Source organism: Psychrobacter sp. 1176_08 (assembly GCF_052850615.1).
The window spans coordinates 112,807-131,107 of sequence record NZ_VXCU01000002.1; the positions used below are offsets into that span (position 1 = coordinate 112,807).

Consider the following 18,301-nt stretch of genomic DNA (forward strand, 5'->3'; position numbering starts at 1 on the left):
ATTAGTCCTCAACGACTAAGCCTTTGCCAATCTGGGTATTTGCCTGTATCAAACCATCTCTTACTTCTGCCACTTCTAGCAATTTGCCTTGATGCAATAATGCAGCACGATCACACAACCTACGAATAACACTCATCTCGTGGGTCACAATCACAATGGTCACGCCAAGTTGTTCATTGATGTCGCGTAGACAGGTCAATAGACTGCGGGTCGTCGATGGATCAAGTGCGCTAGTTGGCTCGTCAGCCAATAAGACTTTTGGGCTTGGTGCAATGGCTCGAGCAATACCAACGCGCTGCTTTTGTCCACCCGATAGCTGTGCAGGATAATGACCAGCCCGATCTATCAAATCGACAATTTCAAGACATTCCATGACGCGTTTATGAATATCACGACTGGGATAACCTGACACTGTTAAATTAAAAGCCACGTTATCAAAAACGGTGCGATTAGACATGAGGTTAAACTGCTGAAAAATCATACCAATATTGTGCCGAGCAATGCGTAAGTCTTTGGCAGACAACGTCGTCAAGTCAGTTCCATCAATGATAACTTGACCTGAATCTGGACGCTCAAGCATATTAATCAAGCGCAATAGGGTCGATTTACCTGCGCCCGAATAGCCCATTAGACCAAAGATTTCCCCTTGTTTTACAGCGAGAGACGTCGGCTCAACAGCAGTAAACCAATGCGGTTTGCCGTCTTCGTTTTTGATTGATCGGTCGCTTAAAAAACTTTTGGTCACATCGTTTAAGACAATCATGTCATTCATGGAGGGCTCAAAATTCAATAATTTTTTTAATAGTCAAGAACGTATTGTCATGCCTCCTTAACAACGTAAAGAAGCCAATTCAATAACAATCGTCAATAACCCTATAATAAGGGGCGTTAATATAGCATATTATTCGGTGTTTTGGATATGCACATCCGTGACTGGCTTATGACTAATCGCTATTAGTGAGAAGTGTTTTGGAGAAGGTAAGGGGCGATGATGGCGTTAAAAAATTATAGATTCGATAACGCCATCCATTAGTTGTGCTGATGATAATGAGGATCGTGTTTGACAGGTATGATAACCAAAAATCTAGTATGACCATTAACCGTATCGGTAAGAATGCGACCTTGATGGGCGGTCACGATTTGTGAAACCAATGATAAACCTAAGCCTGAGCCTTTGTTTTTTTGCTGCAACCGTACAAACGGACTGAACACTTCTTCGCGTTTGTCCTCAGGAATGCCTGTGCCTTCATCAATAACAGCCAGCACGGCATACTTAGGTAACGGACGTTCTGGTTCAGCTTTGGATTTTTTCAAATGTTTAGAAAATAAGCCTTCTTTACGCGGTGCGCTAGACGCTTCTTCGCCATTCTTAGTCTCATTTTTAGTCACTGCTGAATCAGCGACTGGTTTGTTCGATTTGGGCGTAGTATCAATGTTTTGCGTTTTATCATTACTTCTGACAGCACCATCTTTAGATGTAGTAATCATTTCACTATTTGTGGTAGTTGACATATGGTTGTTTTGAGAAGATATTTTGTCCTCAGGAACAGCTCTCCACATGACCTTCTTAATTTTACCCGTCAAATCGTTGGTGAAGCTATGATAGTCGGCAATCAGTGACGACGTACTATTGGATTTGAGTGAATTTTTCACTAAAGTTTTAGATAACTCTACATTAGATGCAGTGCCTTTAGTAGTAACATCCGCTGAAACGGTACTGGCGTCAAGATTGTCAGCGCTGTTGTCTACATTCACATCAGTATTGCCATCCTCTTCTAACACAAGACTTTCACCATTTCTATAGAGAAGTGGCGCCGGTAACATCGCCATCGCCTCTGCTGTTTCAGCCTTCATTTTCTCAGACGTGCTAGACGCGTCATTTTGTGCTGCAGACTCATCGATATGATTGGGTTGCTCATAAGTATCAAAATCAGAACTGTTGTAATCCACAAAGCTGCTGCAAAGCACGGTTTGTAATAGATAGTCAGGAATAACATCCGCTTGATCGACGCTCTGAACGCCATACAGCAATACCGTGACTGGTGGTTTGCCATGAAGCATGGCATTGGTCAATAAGTTACGAATTAAATGAGTCAGCATCGATGGTTGACCATCGATCATAATGTGCTCACCAATCAAAGTGGCTTCAGGATAATGTTGACGTTCTTGGTTCATAAGGTCATACAAATCCAAGCGCTCCACTTGTTGCAAAGCATGACCAGCATCCAAGCGGCTAACCAGCAAAATGCTTTCTACCAAATCATTAAGCCCTGATAAATCTCGATTAATTGCTTGAGCGCGTTTATCAAACTTTGCTTTGATATCGACGGGTAAGGGATCCGTCAGCATATCCATCATCTCTATCTGCAAGCGGATACGAGTGATGGGCGTACGCAATTCATGCGAAGCGTGCGCTAACAGTAAATTATTGGCATCGATAAGGTGTTCGATCTTTTGAGCGGCTTGGTTGAAACCACGTGCTAGCGAAGCAATCTCATCATTACCTTGCGCGTTTACCCGCACTGTAAAATCACCATCACCCAATTGTGCCATCTGCTGACTCATCTGATTGATACGCCAAGTAATGGTACGTGCAATCACCCACAGGACGCCTGCCATGATGATGAGCAAGAGCAGCGTACCCGTAAATAAATTTAGGGCAGCAGAAAGTACAGGTTTTTTGGGTGGTAAACGTGATTCATACAGAAGCGTATAACCAGTGCTGCTATATACTTGAGCTTGCTTGGTAGGGGAGGTATCTGCAAACGAAGGAAACACACGGGACAATAAAGAAGGTGGTGCTGGCAATTCAAGTGGTAGGTCACTGTTGTCGGTTTGCATCAACAAACGACCTTCACTGTCATACAAGCCCATCTTTGCTTGCAATGACTCATCAAAAATATCAAAGCTTTTTTTGACCACAGCCAGCATAAAGCGTGACTGTAACCTGTTATCTTTGCTAACAGAGATATTCAGCTCATGCAAAAATGGGTCGATTTGACCCAAAATCTGCGTGGCTAGGACTTCGGAGCGAATACCTGCATCTTTGTCATGGACAAGTTGTGTCAATAACACCATAGCAACGGCAAACAATATAAGAGCCAGCATGACACTGGCAAATAGCTTGGCAAATACGGAACGAAATCCCAACTGCTGCATTAAACCATCTCTTTTATCAGATGCTTATACCTGATCTGTTGCAAATTGATAACCAACGCCGCGTACGGTAATGATTCGTTTTGGCTGACGTGGATTGTCTTCAATCAAAGCACGCAAGCGCGAAATATGTACGTCAATGGCACGATCAATATTGTCTGAGCTGTCATCGTTTGGCATGGCTTGCCAAAGTTGCTCGCGATTCAGTACTTTACCAGAATGCGTGGCAAAGTAATGCAATAATTGAAACTGATGCGTCGTCAGGCGAACAGGCTCATCATCGATGGTGACTTCGTGGCTATCAGGGAACACGCTCAAACGACCAAACGTTAAGCTATCTGATTGGCTGTCTGCTTGATTGGGCTGTTCGTGCCGACGAATAACCGCACGAATACGTGCCAATAGTTCACGTGGCTCAAATGGCTTAGCGATATAATCATCAGCACCCATTTCAAGACCTAAAACGCGATCTGTCGTATCACCCTTAGCTGTCAACATGATGATCGGCACTTTATTGGTCATGTTATTTTTGTTACCGCGAATTTTTTGACACACTTGCATACCGTCCATATCAGGCAGCATCAAATCAAGTACAACCAAATCAATTTCACGTTCTTTGGCATCTAATAAGTCAAGCCCTTCCTGACCGAGTCCCGCATGATGGACGTCGTAATAATTCATGGTGAGATAGTCGCTGATTAGCTCAGCCAAATCAGGATCGTCTTCAATCAATAAAATTTGCTTGCTCATGGGTTATCCTCTAGTTGTTATAGTTACCAAAAGTGTAATACATCCGAATGCTTTATATATCAAATATTTCATATACAGATAGCTTTAACCAATCAATCGTGAGACTTCAAAGCATTTAATAGGTTAAGTCATCTGATAGGTCTCAAAACCTTAAATAAGCATCAAGATAGAAAAAATATAAAATCTAAATACTCGGTTAATGACATATATAATACCGTTATATTGCCTAATTAGGCTGTTACAAAACAAGAGCGGGTTTGTTAATGTTTCTGTGTAATGTAACTGTCAGTGCTGTTAATTAAGAAACGATAACTTTTTTACCATTAGAATCAACAGGTAAGTCTGCCAAACAAATCAGACTATCATTACTAATACCTGCAATTAAATATTGTTTTGTTGTAGGATTATATTCTACTACCTCAATAGGCCGACGCATCAAGCGCTGATCTTGTCCAATAATCCATACATTGGCCGTTAAAGGTCTTAGTGGCTTGTATGGTGGCTTTTGTAATTCTGTCAAGTCAACATCGTGAAGCGCACGCTTGGGTACAATTGTACCCACATCTATTTGACCATAGTCCACACGTCCTATGACTTTCATGTTTGGCAATAATGTGGCACGACTGGCTTTGTTTTCAATCACATCCACATGCACTAAAAGCTTTTTTGGTTGACTCGTTGTGGTCAGCTTGCTGATTTGACCGGTAAAATTATCTGATTGTCCATTCACTGAAAAATTGACAGTCTGACCAATCGAAAGCTGAGGCTTTGCCTGAATGGGTAACGATGAGACAAAGTACAACTGCGTCTCATCATTTAGCTGTAAAAGAGGTGTACGAGCTACGAGCTGATCTTCTGCTTTGACCTGTAACCCTTCTACGCGCCCTACAAAACTCGCACGTATTGTGACCAAGTTATACGGTGATTTTGAATGCGTTTCTTGATCGGCACTATCGGTTACGTCATCTTTGACAGAAACATTGTCATCGTTAGTGGATGAAGATCGTGAAGAGTTTTCTTCTTGTAGATCAGATATTTTGTCTTCAGCCGTTATAGATTTGGCCGATTTAGATTTATCGTGATTCTCCGGTAGCTTTGCACCACTGGACTCGCTTGTAAGCTCTTGCTCTTGAGTGCGTTTCGCTGATGTTGAAGTATTGCTTTCTAAAGTATCGGATGAATTTGCTTCGCTGTTGTCTGAACGTACACGTCGAACGATGAGCAATGGCATATCTTTTTCTACCAACTGACCTTCGGTGACCAATACCTCTTCGACAGTCACTGGATGTGCAGTCATGAGCTTGATTTGCTTGACAGGTTCAAGATTGCCTTGTAGCCCAATACTAGGCTGATAACGCGATGGTTTTATACTTAATATATGGTCTGGAGCAATGGTGACGCTATCATCGGTAATAACAAGAGGTGTATCTACAGTACTACTATCATCGACCATCACAGATTCGTCGGTAGGTGCAGAGGGCTGACAGGCAGCTAGTATCAAAGCACTGATTAAGTAGGTGCTGGTCTTTAAAATTTGAGAAGCTGTCATCGCAGTCACCATCGTAGTCGTCATTGTATTATATAGTAAATAGCAATGAGGGAAAACGACTGCCAAACCCTTATGCCGCTTACGAAGATAGCGCTTTCAACACCGCGGCGCAATCAAAATAATTACGCTGATAGATAAGTTCTACTGCTTTTATTACTGAACAGTACGAATATTGGATCGTTAATATCTGGAAAAAAATTAATAACTGTGCTAAAACAAGCTTAATGAAATATTACGATACATTTGTATTACAAAATAAAATTATTCAGCAATGTATTTTTCGTTTCTATATAATGCAAAAATATCATAGAGTTGTCACTTTTCTGATGTAGGCTTGCAGTCTTTGATAAAAGTGATAGCAAGAAATGATAGTGGCTGAATACAAAATGCGTTAATAGACCTGAAAAAAATACGGCATTTAGAGGCATCGATCGAAGCGTTATTACTCATTTAATAAGCGGATAATCTGCTTTAATTTAGTAAGATTCTTGAGAAAAAAGTGCGTATAGTAACCTATGTTGAAGCCGTATTTGAGAGGCAGATACTGACAGAAGGTAAGTTAGCTGTCGTAACTCATGGTAATGCAAATTTAGCTGTCCATCGTTGTCTAATAATAAGTAGTAGGGCAGATGGAAATAACCGTTAAAATTTTGTATTGATAGATAGCATTAAGAATAAACAGTCGTTTATAGGACAATATGATGGAAAATAATTTTGATGGCTTAAAAGTAATGGTGATTGATGATTCAAAAACCATTCGCAGTACCGCAGAAACCTTGTTACAAAAAGCAGGTTGTGAAGTAGTGACCGCAATTGATGGTTTTGATGCTTTAGCGAAAATCGTTGATAACAATCCAGATATTATTTTTGTCGACATCATGATGCCGCGTTTAGATGGCTATCAAACATGTGCATTAATAAAGAACAATCCAGATTATGCCAACAAACCAGTCATTATGTTGTCGTCTAAAGATGGTTTGTTTGACAAAGCAAGAGGCCGTATTGTTGGATCTGATGAGTATTTGACCAAGCCATTTAGTAAAGATGAGTTGTTTGAGGCAATTAACCAGTACCGCTAGTTTGAATACCTGCAAGTACTGGTTCGACTGGATATTTGCAGATAGGTATGTAGATACCTGTTGATATTGATAAGGTTGTAGGGTCAAGTATTTGGTAGTACTTAACCTGACTCATGATTGCTTAGTATTTAGTCGCAACTGTAAAAAAATTACGTCGCCATTCATTTTTGGCCTGTTATTTCTATGCAGCTTGTCTCAATAAATCTATTAATATATCCCAAAGGATATCTTTGAAAACAAAGGAAATTCCCATGACTACTGTCTTAGTCATTGATGACTCACCATCTGAAATGGCAAAATTCCGCGACATGCTTGCCAGACATAATTTTAAAGTATTAGAAGCGATAAATGGCGAGCAGGGCTGTCAAATGGCGGCGGAACATTTACCAGATGTTATCTTAATGGATGTGGTCATGCCTGAGATGAATGGCTTTCAGGCAACTCGAAAAATAACTCGTGGTAAAACCACCGCTCATATTCCTGTGATTATGATTAGTACTAAAAACCAAGAGACCGATAGGGTTTGGGGTAAGCGTCAGGGTGCTAAAGAGTACATGGCGAAACCAATTGATGAGAATGGTTTGGTGAATATCATTCATAAAGTAATGGGGTAGCTTGTGGCTTCCAAAGGATTCATTGAGCTTCTGCGTCTAGCCGATCTGGCACGTGCTCGCAAAAGTGGCCGTCGCGGTGGACAAGAGTATGACTGGCAAGGTGTGGTCTTTGAGATTGGCGGGCAGCGTTTGGTCGCGCCAATGGGTCAAGTCTCAGAAGTTTTGGCCATGCCAGAGTATACAAGCTTGCCTTTAGTCAAGCCTTGGATGCTGGGTATCGCCAATATCCGTGGTCGTTTGTTACCCATAACAGATTTGTCTCAGTTTTTACAAGTGCCGAGCCGCTTAGCACAAATGAGCCAGCGTAAAGTGATGGTTATAGATCACGGTGATTTTTTCTCAGGGCTATTGGTAGATCAGGTTATTGGTATTGAGCAGTTTACTCAGGATCAATACCGCGCAGAAGCCATTGAATCAAGTTCGCCCTTTGCTCCTTATAATCATGGCAAATTTTTTAAAAATGAGCAGGACTGGTATGTTTTTATGCCAAGTTTGCTCGCGCAAGATCCGCAGTATGCTGATGCTGCAATATAGCCGTCGATGATAGCCTAATTGGCTATTATATTGATGACAAAATAATGGCGAATGACATGATACGCTTGGATGTCAGCATTCATACAGACTTTGTTGATCACTGTTTCTTTTATAACAGTAAGATTGTCAAAGTCACGATAAGACTTTGACAATTGTCTGAAAGGAATACGTACGATGAGTGATGTTATAAATAAATCTGCAACTGGTACGACCAAAACAGCAGTAGATAGCAAAGATGCGAATGGTATGTGGAGAGTGTTATTAGGCGTTTTTGTTCTAATAAGTGTGGCTTGTCTGATCTGGCTGGTCAATTCACTGTCGTCAGTGAGTCAGTATTTGGTAGATTTCAATCAAGCTGTGGTGTTACCTGTGGCGATATTTGTCGTAGGGGTGCTGGGAACCTTATTTGCTCTTTATAATTTGCTTAAGCAACGCGGTGGCTCGGAGCGGTTACTCATCGAAAAAGAAACCTTACGTCGTCGTCAAGAAGCAGAAGCAGAATCTGAGCGTGCTCGTCAAATTCAAGAAGAGAACGAACGTAACCAGATAGCTATTCTACGTCTACTAGATGAGTTGGGAGATTTGGCAGAAGGGGATTTGACTGTCAATGCAACGGTATCAGAGGATTTTACAGGGGCGATTGCCGATTCTGTTAACTTCGCAATTGACCAGTTGCGTCAGTTGGTATTGGTCATCAACAATACGGCTGTTCGCGTCTCTCAATCTTCAGAGCAAACACAGATGAATGCGGTTGAGCTTGCCGAAGCTTCTGAACACCAAGCCCAAGAAATCGCAGGTGTATCAGCAGCTATCAATGAGATGACGGTGTCGATTGACCAAGTTTCAAACAACGCGGCAGAATCTGCAACTGTTGCTCAGCGTTCAGTAGCTATCTCTCATAATGGCGCGGCGGTTGTACAGCGCTCTATTGAAGGTATGAATGTCATTCGAGATCAGATTCAAGAAACGTCTAAGCGTATCAAACGCCTTGGTGAGTCTTCACAAGAAATTGGCGATATCGTCGGCTTGATCAATGATATTGCTGATCAAACCAACGTTTTGGCATTGAACGCGGCTATTCAGGCCTCAATGGCTGGTGAAGCAGGTCGAGGCTTTGCCGTTGTTGCTGATGAAGTTCAACGTCTTGCTGAGCGTTCTGCTAATGCTACCAAGCAGATTGAAACACTGGTAAAAACGATTCAGGCTGATACCAATGAAGCGGTAATGTCGATGGAGTCAACCACGTCCGAAGTGGTACGTGGTGCGCGTTTGGCAAAAGATGCTGGTGAAGCACTAGAAGAAGTTCAGAGCGTTTCTAATACTCTAGCCGACTTGATTCAGAACATCTCAAATGCAGCAATGCAACAGGCCGAATCTGCTGGGCACATTTCACAAACCATGAATATCATTCAAGACATCACTTCACAAACCTCATCTGGTACGATGGCAACAGCACGTTCTATTGGTGAGTTAAGTGAAATGGCTGCTGCACTTCAAGAGTCAGTGACAGGCTTTAAAGTATCGAATGATGATGAGTTACTGGATACTGAGTTACTCGAGAGAGAGATGTTTTCAGAAAATGTTTGAGAATAAGTCTTTACCTAAGTATGTATAAGAGGGTAAGTGTTTTTCATACTAATGTATTCATCAGCAAGCTGTGCGAGTAGGAATGACGTGCAGCTACAAACATATTAGGTGACGTGAATAATTTGACTCGACCAGACAGCTGTCTACCTGAAACATCAAAATCCGTATTGGCGAGAGCTTTAATGTCAGAAGACTATATTGATGTGCAGCAGTGGCAAAAATATATAGAACAAGAGATTGGCTTTGTTTTACCAGATGTTCAATTGCAGTGGCTGACCAATGCAATTAACCAGACAGCGTCATTGCATGGGTTGAGCATTACAAAGCTTTGGGATCAACTACCAAATAATAGCGCAATACGTCAGCGCTTATTGGACAAAGTATTGATTCACGAAAGCCGTTTTTTTCGCCATATGCCGTCTATAGATTTTGTTATAAAGTGCGCTTTAGAGCATCAGCAGCAACTGCTTATTGATACCCATATTGATAGAGTTCCTAACGAATTGTTTCGAATTTGGAGTGTGGGGTGTGCTTGTGGGCAAGAAGCTTGGTCACTTGCAATGAGCTTGGCATCGGAGCAGCTGACGAACTACTCAATTTTGGGTACTGACGTCAGCCAGCAAGCAATTGCAAAAGCACGATTGGGGCGGTATGACAGTCGACAGCAGTTGTTGATACCACAGCGATACCAGCAGTTTATTCGGCCATCGAGTACTAAAATTACAACTGATACTCCAAATTCAACTGATTCTGCTACGATCAGAATAAACACCGAGTCCCAGTGGCAAGTTGCGCCAGTTTTACAGCAGCATGTAGATTTTGCTTTACACAATGTTATTGAACAACAACCACCCACCTCACATCTTCAACATGTGATTATCTGTCAAAATATGCTGCTCTACTTTCGTAAATTTGATCAGCGAGATATTTTAACTAGGCTATCAGAGCAGTGTGTGTTAGGTGGATATATTATATTGGCTCCCGGTGAGGCGTTGTTTTGGCGTCCTTCAAATATGCGCCGCATTGCGCACCCGCAAGTGAATGTGTGGCAAAAAACCAGTGCCTAAATTAGCGCCTAAACGAGTTAGGATCAATCTATGAAAAACCAGCCCAATAACATAGTGACGCTTGAGTGGTTGTTACCACTGTTTAATCAACAATTATCACAGATATCTGATGGCTGGCAATCAGGGACTGATGACATTAATCAAGATCAGATAGTAGAGAGCTATCACCAAGTAAGTGGTGCTCTCACCATGGCTCGTCTTCCTTTACTTGCCAATCTTGCCAGTCATTTAGGTTTATTGGCACAATCCATCGGCCGTGAAGGCCTCTCTACTTATCACAGCCGTATTGGTCAGTTCTCTCATAAATTGTTGCAGCGCGAGCTAAACCAATATTCGCATACAGGTAGTTATCATAGTGATTTAATTCAGAAAACAGTGGAAGGGCTCGCCCAAACGCTGTCGAAATTGGGTATAACGACAAACTTGCCTCTGCACTTCATTGGTAGTCAGTATGAGAAAGCATACAGTCACCTTATCGAAGATACTATTTTCGATAGTATTGAGGCCATAATACCAGCAAGTAGCGTGACCGCTGATCTGACTGACCATCATTATCAACAGTTACTTCTAGTCTGGCGAAAGCAAGTACAAACCTTATTGGTGACCAATACCAACCAACCCTCTTTGTTGGCAGTTTTAGAAAAGGTTAGTCAGTACTTGTGGCAGACCACACAGAACAGAGAAGTAAAACACCTCTGGTATTTAACTGAAATATGGTTGAGAGATCTTGCACGCAATAATACGCCTCTACCTGAACACTATGCTGCATTATTAAATCAGCTTGAGCAAGCCATTGCGCCTTTCAATCAACACTCTGATGAGGTGTTGTCTAATTTTATCAAAAATTTGATCATAAACGTCTATATTGAGTTGAGTGGTCTGACAACAAGTAGCGAGCGTACTCAATCAGTATTGAGTCACTTGTCGCAGAATACATCGACAGCGTCCCGCTTTTTACCGCGAATCCTCAGCGCCCTTGAAACCCTCATTTTTAATCTCGATGAACCTCAAGCGCTATTAGTTCCTTTGCAAAAAATAAAGAACCAACTTGAAGGTCGAGGCTGGACGTATTATGGGTTACAAGTTGAGACACTCCTGATAGAGATAGAGCAGGCTTTATCTTCAGAGACAGGGTTCGTACAAGTACAGTGGCAAATTGAGCAAAAGCTGCAAGCGTTATATGACGCTATTTATAATACAGAACAGACGATATCTCTTAAAATAGGAGGTGCCGCCTCTTTTGTTTCGTCATCTGAATTGCCTTATCGTGTCGATACGCAAGCGCCAGATAGCTATGATGCCAACACTCCTGGTGAAGACTTACGTGAGCTGCGCATCGCGGTAGAAGAAGTAAAGCAAAGTTTTAATGATTACTTGCAACGTCAAAATATTCATTTATTGCCAAGTGAGGCTGAATTTGCTCGTATTGGCGAATCTTTTGCTGATATAGGTTTGCCAACCGTGCGTCAAACCATCGAGGACGTGGCCGGTATATTTACGCAATTGGTCACTCATAATATTGAGGTGCTCAGCTGGGATGTCACGCAGTCATTGGCGGAGGCATTGACTTCTATTGAGCTGTTGCTTGATTATCTTGCCCAACAAGTTTTTGACGAAACAGTATTAACACAAGCAAATGAATATAACGCTCGAGCTGCACAGCTACTTGCGCTTTACATTGAGGCACCAGAGAAAATTGACGACACCTTTTTGACTCAAAAACCTGTCGCAACTGACGTCCTTCGTTATGATGATAATGGTGAGATTTCTCCGGTTAGTCATCCGCACTTAACTGCGCAGATTTTAACCGATACAGACGATCAAAGTATAAAAGAGCAAGACACGTCTGATATCCGCAATAAGACAGAGAGTGCAGCTTTAGCACAAGTTCGCGCAGCCATTAAAGCGGATAGTTTCGAGATGGACGCAGAGATTCGCGACATCTTTATTGAAGAAGTGACGGATGTCATCACTGACCTCACAGACTTTCTGCCTATCTGGCAGCAAGACAAACAAGATTTGACCCCACTTACTGAGGTGCGCCGAGGTTTCCATACCCTAAAAGGTTCAGGCCGTATGGTTGGTGCTTTTAGTATTAGTGAAATGGCTTGGTCAATTGAAAGTTTGCTCAACCGCTTGTTAGACCATACTTTGGCTGTCACAGATAACGTGGTTAATCTGGTCACAGAAACTGTAGGCAGTCTGCCTATATTGCTCGCAGATTTTGAGGCACAGCGAGCGCCAAGCTTAGATCCAGCAGTCATCGTTTTAAAAAGTCAAAATCTAATCGCAAAGCAGCCCATCAATACAGGTCTTGCTATCTCTGATACCATTCTAATAGACCAACAAGTAGAATCAGATGACGCTCCTTTTGGACTAGAAGATGGCTTAGAGTTTGAAGTATCAAATCCAACTGACCATGTAGAAACATCTGAAATACTTAGTGCAGTTAGTGAGTCTCACCTAACAAAGCATGATGAAAGAGATGTGTTAAAACCTTTATCGATTTCTGAGATTCCAGCAGTACTCATGCCTTTTATGCAAGAAGCTGAGCAGTTGCCAGCCGAGGCAAGCGATGCAGATCCTGATATTAAAGAAATATTTATAGAAGAAGCCAAGGAAGTATTGGCTGAAATACTTCCTTTGTATGAGTATTGGCAACTGTCTCCTACAGATTTAAGTGGGCTGACAGATATCCGCCGAGGGTTCCATACCTTAAAGGGATCAGGTCGCATGGTGGGTGCTCACTATACTGCTGAGCTGGCTTGGGCCATAGAAAATATGCTCAATCGTCTCTTGGATCGTAGTATTACTGTGACTGATGATATGTGTCAGCTGGTTACAGAGGTATTAGCTGCTTACCCGACCATGCTAAATGTATTTGAAAACAACAAGCAAAATTATCCTGCTATGGTACCTCTATGGATTGCTTGTGCGAATGCCTACAGCAAACAGCAAGGTGATGCCTTTAGTTATGCTGAGTTATCTGCCAAGCAATGGGAACAAGTGACAAACGATCTTGAAGATAAAGACAGTAAAGATTCAATATTGTTGGCTGAATTAGAAGAGGATAACGAAGAGATAGATATCGCATTGCAAAACATCAACTCTGTGAATGAAATGATCGCAGAAGCTCCCATTGTTCTAATCCCTCAAAGTGAGCAAGAAAAAGCATTTTTTGAGATTTTTATCGACGAGGCAGAAGGATTGTTACGCGATATTGATCGATTCGTTGATGTGCATCAAGATCAAACTCATATTGAAGTCACAGATGATATTGTACGGGCATTTCATACGTTGAGAGGAGCTTCTGGTTCTAGTGCACTGGCTGCTATTAGCGAAGTTAGTGCAACTATTGAGCAGAGCTTAGAGCAGTTGCAGCAACAAGATATAGCCATGAACACTCAGCATTTAGAGGCTTTGGCCAAATCGTCTACGTTGATGAATGGTTATTTGCATAGCTATGAACAAAACTTCCAGATACAAGACATGCAGATGCAAGATACGCAAAGTCAGCAAGACCTAGCATCATTGCAAGCCATGCTTAGTGGAAAAGACTCTGTTAAAGAAACGGAAGACATATCTGATAACAAACCGACGATAGCACAGCTATTAGACAACAATATTGACGAGTTGTTAGATGCTGAGTGGGAATTGGACAATGCGCTCAATCATTCTGAAATAGAGCAAGTTCAAGATTATATAGAGCAACAAATATCACAAATAAAGCATTTATCTGATAAGGCAAAAAACTTTCCAAAATTTACGGCCATCCTAACTGAGCTTGGTCATGCTTATGCCTATTTGCACGATCATCTTAATAAAGTAAAAGATACAGACACTCAAGCCATACTACACGCTGGACATGCTCAGTTAGTGGGATTGTTCGATGCATTGGCTGGTAGTACCTCATTAAAAATAGACAAACAAGTACTCGAAGATTTGCAAAGTATTTACCAAGCAGATGAGCACGATAATGAAGACGCTTTTATTGTTCGTACTGTGTCAGTACCAGACATACAACTTGAATCTATTGATACCGATGCTGAGCTACTAGAGATCTTTTTAGAAGAGGCGCAGGAGCTGGATACAGCGTTAGACGAAAGCTTTAATAAGTGGCGTGCAGATATTAGCAATATCAACGCATTAAAAGTCTTACAGCGACATTTGCACACCATCAAAGGTGGTGCACGAATGGCAGGTATCCGCAGTATTGGCGATCTGACGCATGAAGCGGAAAGTATCTATGAAGCCTTCGTAGAAAACAGAAAAGCGCCAACCGTGCAGTGGTTAGAGATTATGCAACGAGTGCAAGATACCATATCTTTGCAAGTAACGCATATGGTGAATCACAACAAATCATTCTTTACCTCAGAACTTATTGAGCAGCTCCAGCAGTTTGAAAAAGCAAAAGTATTGCCAGAGATAGTAGAACTCATCATACCAAACCCAAAAAACAATCTTGAAGCGGACACTTATAATACAGCTGCTAACCCCGTTCAAAGTATCGATGACGTGTCTGACACTATCAGCTTAGATAGAATGATTAAGCAGTCATGGGCGAATGGTTTGCCCGACCCTGACATTTTGGCGGTATTTTTAGAAGAAGCAGAAGAGTTAACCAACCGCAACAAATATCTGCCTATATTCTTAAAAGATACGAGCAATACCACTGTGATACAGGCACTCCAGCGTGACTTGCATACCATTAAGGGTGGTGCGCGAATGGTGACAGCGAGTGGTATTGCCGATCTGGCTCACGAAATGGAAGCGGTCTACAAGGATTTTGTAGATGGTCGCCGCCCTGCCACTAAAAAGGTGGTTGAATTGTTAGTGGCAAGCCATGATTGGCTTGCAGATGCAGTGTCTGTTCTTAGACAAAATGTCAATCCGCCGGTTCCAGGCTTGTTAATCGAAGCATTGCAGCTGTTTAGCAAAAATCCTGACGGGTTAAAGCATATCCCGAAAGAGTCATTACAAGCACAGCGAGAAGCGATTCTTATTGCTAAAGAAAAGCAAGACTCCCAGTATTTGGCAAAAGATATTAGCGAGATGCCCTCCATGCTCAGTAGTAGTGTTACTGAGGACGATCAGAGTGTGAGCAGTAATGAGATGATTCGTATCTCAGGCGGTCTGATTGAGCATATGATCAATCTATCTGGAGAGTCAGCCATTAACCGCGCTCGTATCGATATGGGTATCAGTAGCTTGACCAACAGTATTGAGGATATGGGCATCACTGTACAGCGACTGGCTGATCAGTTACGCCGAATGGAGATTGAGCTGGAAGCACAAATACTATCGCAAATCGATGATGAGCTGATTAATAATGAAGATTTTGACCCGCTAGAAATGGATCAATATTCGTCTTTGAATCAGCTATCAAAATCTTTGACAGAATCTGCCTCAGATTTGATTGATATTAATCACACATTATTAGAAAAGACCCGTGATAGCGAAAGTTTGCTATTACAGCTATCGCGTACGCAAACCGAGCTGCAAGATGGTCTCATGAATTCGCGTATGGTACCGTTTACGCGTTTGACGCCGCGCCTTGAGCGTATCGTACGTCAGACTGCCAATGAGCTTAATAAGTCTGTTGAGTTGACAATCATCAATGCCGATGATGAAATGGATAGAACCATTCTAGAGCGTATTACCTCGCCACTTGAGCATATGCTACGTAATGCGGTTGACCATGGTATCGAAAACACTTCAACGCGCCTAAAGGCAGGCAAGGAGCGCAGTGGGCATATCACGCTTGAAGTACATCGCGAAGGTAGTGAGATTGTTATTCAGCTGATAGATGATGGTCGTGGAATCGATGTAGAAGCGGTACGTAGCAAGGCGATTGCTCAAGGTCTTATTGATGCAAATGATAATAGCCTTACTGATCTTGATGTCATGCAGTACATCTTCAATGCAGGACTAAGTACCAGCACACAAGTGACCCAGATTTCAGGTCGCGGTGTAGGTATGGATGTGGTCATTAGCGAAATTCGTCAACTGGGCGGCGTTGTATCGGTTGTCTCAGAACTTGGCAAAGGGTCGCATTTTACGATGCGTTTGCCACTAACAGTTGCGGTGTCTGATGCGTTGGTGGTTCGAGCAGCAGATCGTTACTACGCCATACCTTTGGTGCAAATTGAGCGTGTGGTGCGTGTCAACCCAGAGAAGCTTTATGATTATTATCAATCAAATGAGGCCACATTAAGCTTTGAAGATGTTGACTATCGAGTGCGCTACTTAAATGAGATTTTATCCGGTAATAAACTCAATGAGTTGGTCGTCAACACCAATACCAGTCTACCGCTGATTCTTATTAAGAACCGTACTGGTCATAATATTGCTCTGCAAGTCGATCAAATCGCAGGCTCTCGTATTGAAGTGGTGGTAAAACCCTTAGGACAGCAGTTGTCTCATATACCAGGGGTTTCCGCTGCAACTATTATGGGTGATGGCTCAGTCATGCTGATCTTAGACCTGATTGCATTAATGCGTAATGTACAACTAGGGAGAAACCTCTCAAACGCTGATGATTTTAAGCGCGGGCGTATAGAGTCTAAGTCAACCATCTTAGTGGTTGATGACTCAGTGACTGTACGTAAAGTAACGTCGCGTTTCTTAGAGCGTCAAGGGTTCAATGTGGTGGTTGCAAAAGATGGTATCGATGCGATTGATATATTACAAGACACGACACCAGATATGATACTACTAGATATTGAAATGCCGCGCATGGATGGTTTTGAGGTGGCAACTCAGGTCAGACATAATAAGCATTTGAAACATATCCCAATTATCATGATCACATCACGTACGGGTGAGAAGCATCGTGAGCGTGCTTTGGAGATTGGTGTAAACGATTACATGGGTAAACCATTCCAAGAACAAGAGCTACTAAATAAAATCCAGAGAATACTGGGTAAAGAGGTCAGCTTGACTCATGAAGGATAGTGCCAGTAGGTTAGAACTAAAAGAAAAAAACAAAGAAAGTGTTAAGGTGATGGTCATTGCAGAAGACCATCACCAGCGCATGGCGTTTTCGGATACCGTGCGTAGTTTTGGCCTAATCCTTGTGGGCTGTATGTCACAAGAACAGTTACGAAAAAAAAGCGAGCTTATAGATCCAGCGATTGATATCTGGCTGATAGACAGTGACTACGATGACAATATAGTTGCGGCAACGACGGGCTCCAAAGCGGCGGCTATTTTGATAGGATTTAGCCAAGCGCCTTATCTGAATGAGGCATGGCAATATGCCAAATGGCAGCGTAAGCTCAAACGCAAACTGGCGCATACACTGGCTTTACCCACTTTAATCGATGTGCCAGTTCAAAAAAATGAGAATAGAGATAGAGAGTGGCAATACGTAGTATTTTTAGGTGCCTCTATGGGTGGACCTAGTGCGATCAAAGAATTCTTGGATAATTTGTCGCCCATGCTGCCCGTTTGTCTGTTATTGGCCCATCATTTTAATAACGCCATGATTGGTACTTTACCACGCGTATTGAATCGCCATAATGATTGGCCTTGTCATATCATTACTTCTTCACAGCGACTGCGGGCAGGTCAATGTCTTATCGTGCCGATTGATCGACAGATTGTCTGTGATTCGACAGGTCGAGTGATATTATTAGAACAAGAGTGGGTTGGCGAGTACAAACCAGCCATTGGACAGATCCTCAAAAACACCAGTGATGTGTATGGTAGTGAGCTTATCAATATTATATTTTCTGGTATGGGCAACGATGGTTCTCAATATTTAGATCTTATTCAAGACAATCATAGCCAATTGTGGGTGCAAGATCCAAGTTTAAGTGCTTGTCCCAGTCAGCCTCAAGCTATTATTGACTCAGGATATTGCGATTTTATCGGTAGTCCAGCCGATTTAGCGAAAAAATTGACAGATTATATTAGTGAACAGGCAGTGACTGCCTCTTTGTCTTAACTTATGGTGAGCGACAT

Annotated in this window: 10 protein-coding genes and 1 pseudogene; 7 read left to right on the forward strand and 4 right to left on the reverse strand. The window is 42.2% G+C overall.

All coding sequences use genetic code 11. From position 1 onward, the window contains the following. Nucleotide 1 precedes the first annotated feature (1 nt). The 4 genes from FW759_RS03060 to FW759_RS03075 form a co-directional block, all read right to left on the reverse strand. Nucleotides 2-772 carry a methionine ABC transporter ATP-binding protein gene (locus FW759_RS03060; protein WP_443571441.1) on the reverse strand — a complete coding sequence of 257 codons (771 nt, stop codon included), beginning with the start codon at nucleotides 770-772 and terminating at the stop codon, nucleotides 2-4. 257 nt (nucleotides 773-1,029) lie between these two features. Next, entirely contained in the window at nucleotides 1,030-3,159 is a 2,130-nt protein-coding gene (locus tag FW759_RS03065; protein ID WP_443529876.1) for an ATP-binding protein, read from the reverse strand. A gap of 24 nt (nucleotides 3,160-3,183) precedes the next feature. After that, nucleotides 3,184-3,906, reverse strand: coding sequence for a response regulator transcription factor (locus FW759_RS03070; protein WP_062845432.1), 723 nt, complete (start codon nucleotides 3,904-3,906; stop codon nucleotides 3,184-3,186). Between the two features lie 298 nt (nucleotides 3,907-4,204). Continuing rightward, the gene (locus FW759_RS03075; RefSeq protein WP_446442163.1) at nucleotides 4,205-5,455 is read right to left on the reverse strand and encodes an HlyD family efflux transporter periplasmic adaptor subunit; all 1,251 of its coding nucleotides are present in this window, start codon (nucleotides 5,453-5,455) and stop codon (nucleotides 4,205-4,207) included. 701 nt (nucleotides 5,456-6,156) lie between these two features. On the opposite strand from FW759_RS03075, the gene pilG reads away from it, so the two are divergent. The 7 genes and pseudogenes from pilG to FW759_RS03110 all read left to right on the forward strand — a co-directional run bounded on the left by pilG (nucleotide 6,157) and on the right by FW759_RS03110 (nucleotide 18,284). Then, on the forward strand, nucleotides 6,157-6,534 hold the full coding sequence (pilG, locus tag FW759_RS03080; protein WP_446442164.1) for a twitching motility response regulator PilG: 378 nt from the start codon (nucleotides 6,157-6,159) through the stop codon (nucleotides 6,532-6,534). A gap of 251 nt (nucleotides 6,535-6,785) precedes the next feature. Then, the gene (locus tag FW759_RS03085; RefSeq protein WP_062845430.1) at nucleotides 6,786-7,148 is read left to right on the forward strand and encodes a response regulator; all 363 of its coding nucleotides are present in this window, start codon (nucleotides 6,786-6,788) and stop codon (nucleotides 7,146-7,148) included. A gap of 3 nt (nucleotides 7,149-7,151) precedes the next feature. After that, the gene (locus FW759_RS03090) at nucleotides 7,152-7,682 is read left to right on the forward strand and encodes a chemotaxis protein CheW (RefSeq protein ID WP_062845429.1); all 531 of its coding nucleotides are present in this window, start codon (nucleotides 7,152-7,154) and stop codon (nucleotides 7,680-7,682) included. Nucleotides 7,683-8,198: 516 nt separating this feature from the next. Continuing rightward, a pseudogene (locus tag FW759_RS03095) lies at nucleotides 8,199-9,269 on the forward strand (methyl-accepting chemotaxis protein); the annotation flags it as partial. A gap of 182 nt (nucleotides 9,270-9,451) precedes the next feature. Then, nucleotides 9,452-10,336: a CheR family methyltransferase gene (locus FW759_RS03100; protein ID WP_446442165.1), complete on the forward strand. Its 885-nt coding sequence runs from the start codon at nucleotides 9,452-9,454 to the stop codon at nucleotides 10,334-10,336. A gap of 30 nt (nucleotides 10,337-10,366) precedes the next feature. After that, on the forward strand, nucleotides 10,367-17,290 hold the full coding sequence (locus FW759_RS03105) for an Hpt domain-containing protein (RefSeq protein WP_446442166.1): 6,924 nt from the start codon (nucleotides 10,367-10,369) through the stop codon (nucleotides 17,288-17,290). Next, nucleotides 17,280-18,284 carry a chemotaxis protein CheB gene (locus tag FW759_RS03110; protein WP_446442167.1) on the forward strand — a complete coding sequence of 335 codons (1,005 nt, stop codon included), beginning with the start codon at nucleotides 17,280-17,282 and terminating at the stop codon, nucleotides 18,282-18,284. Before FW759_RS03105 ends, FW759_RS03110 begins: the two co-directional genes overlap by 11 nt. The last annotated feature ends 17 nt before the right edge of the window (nucleotides 18,285-18,301 follow it).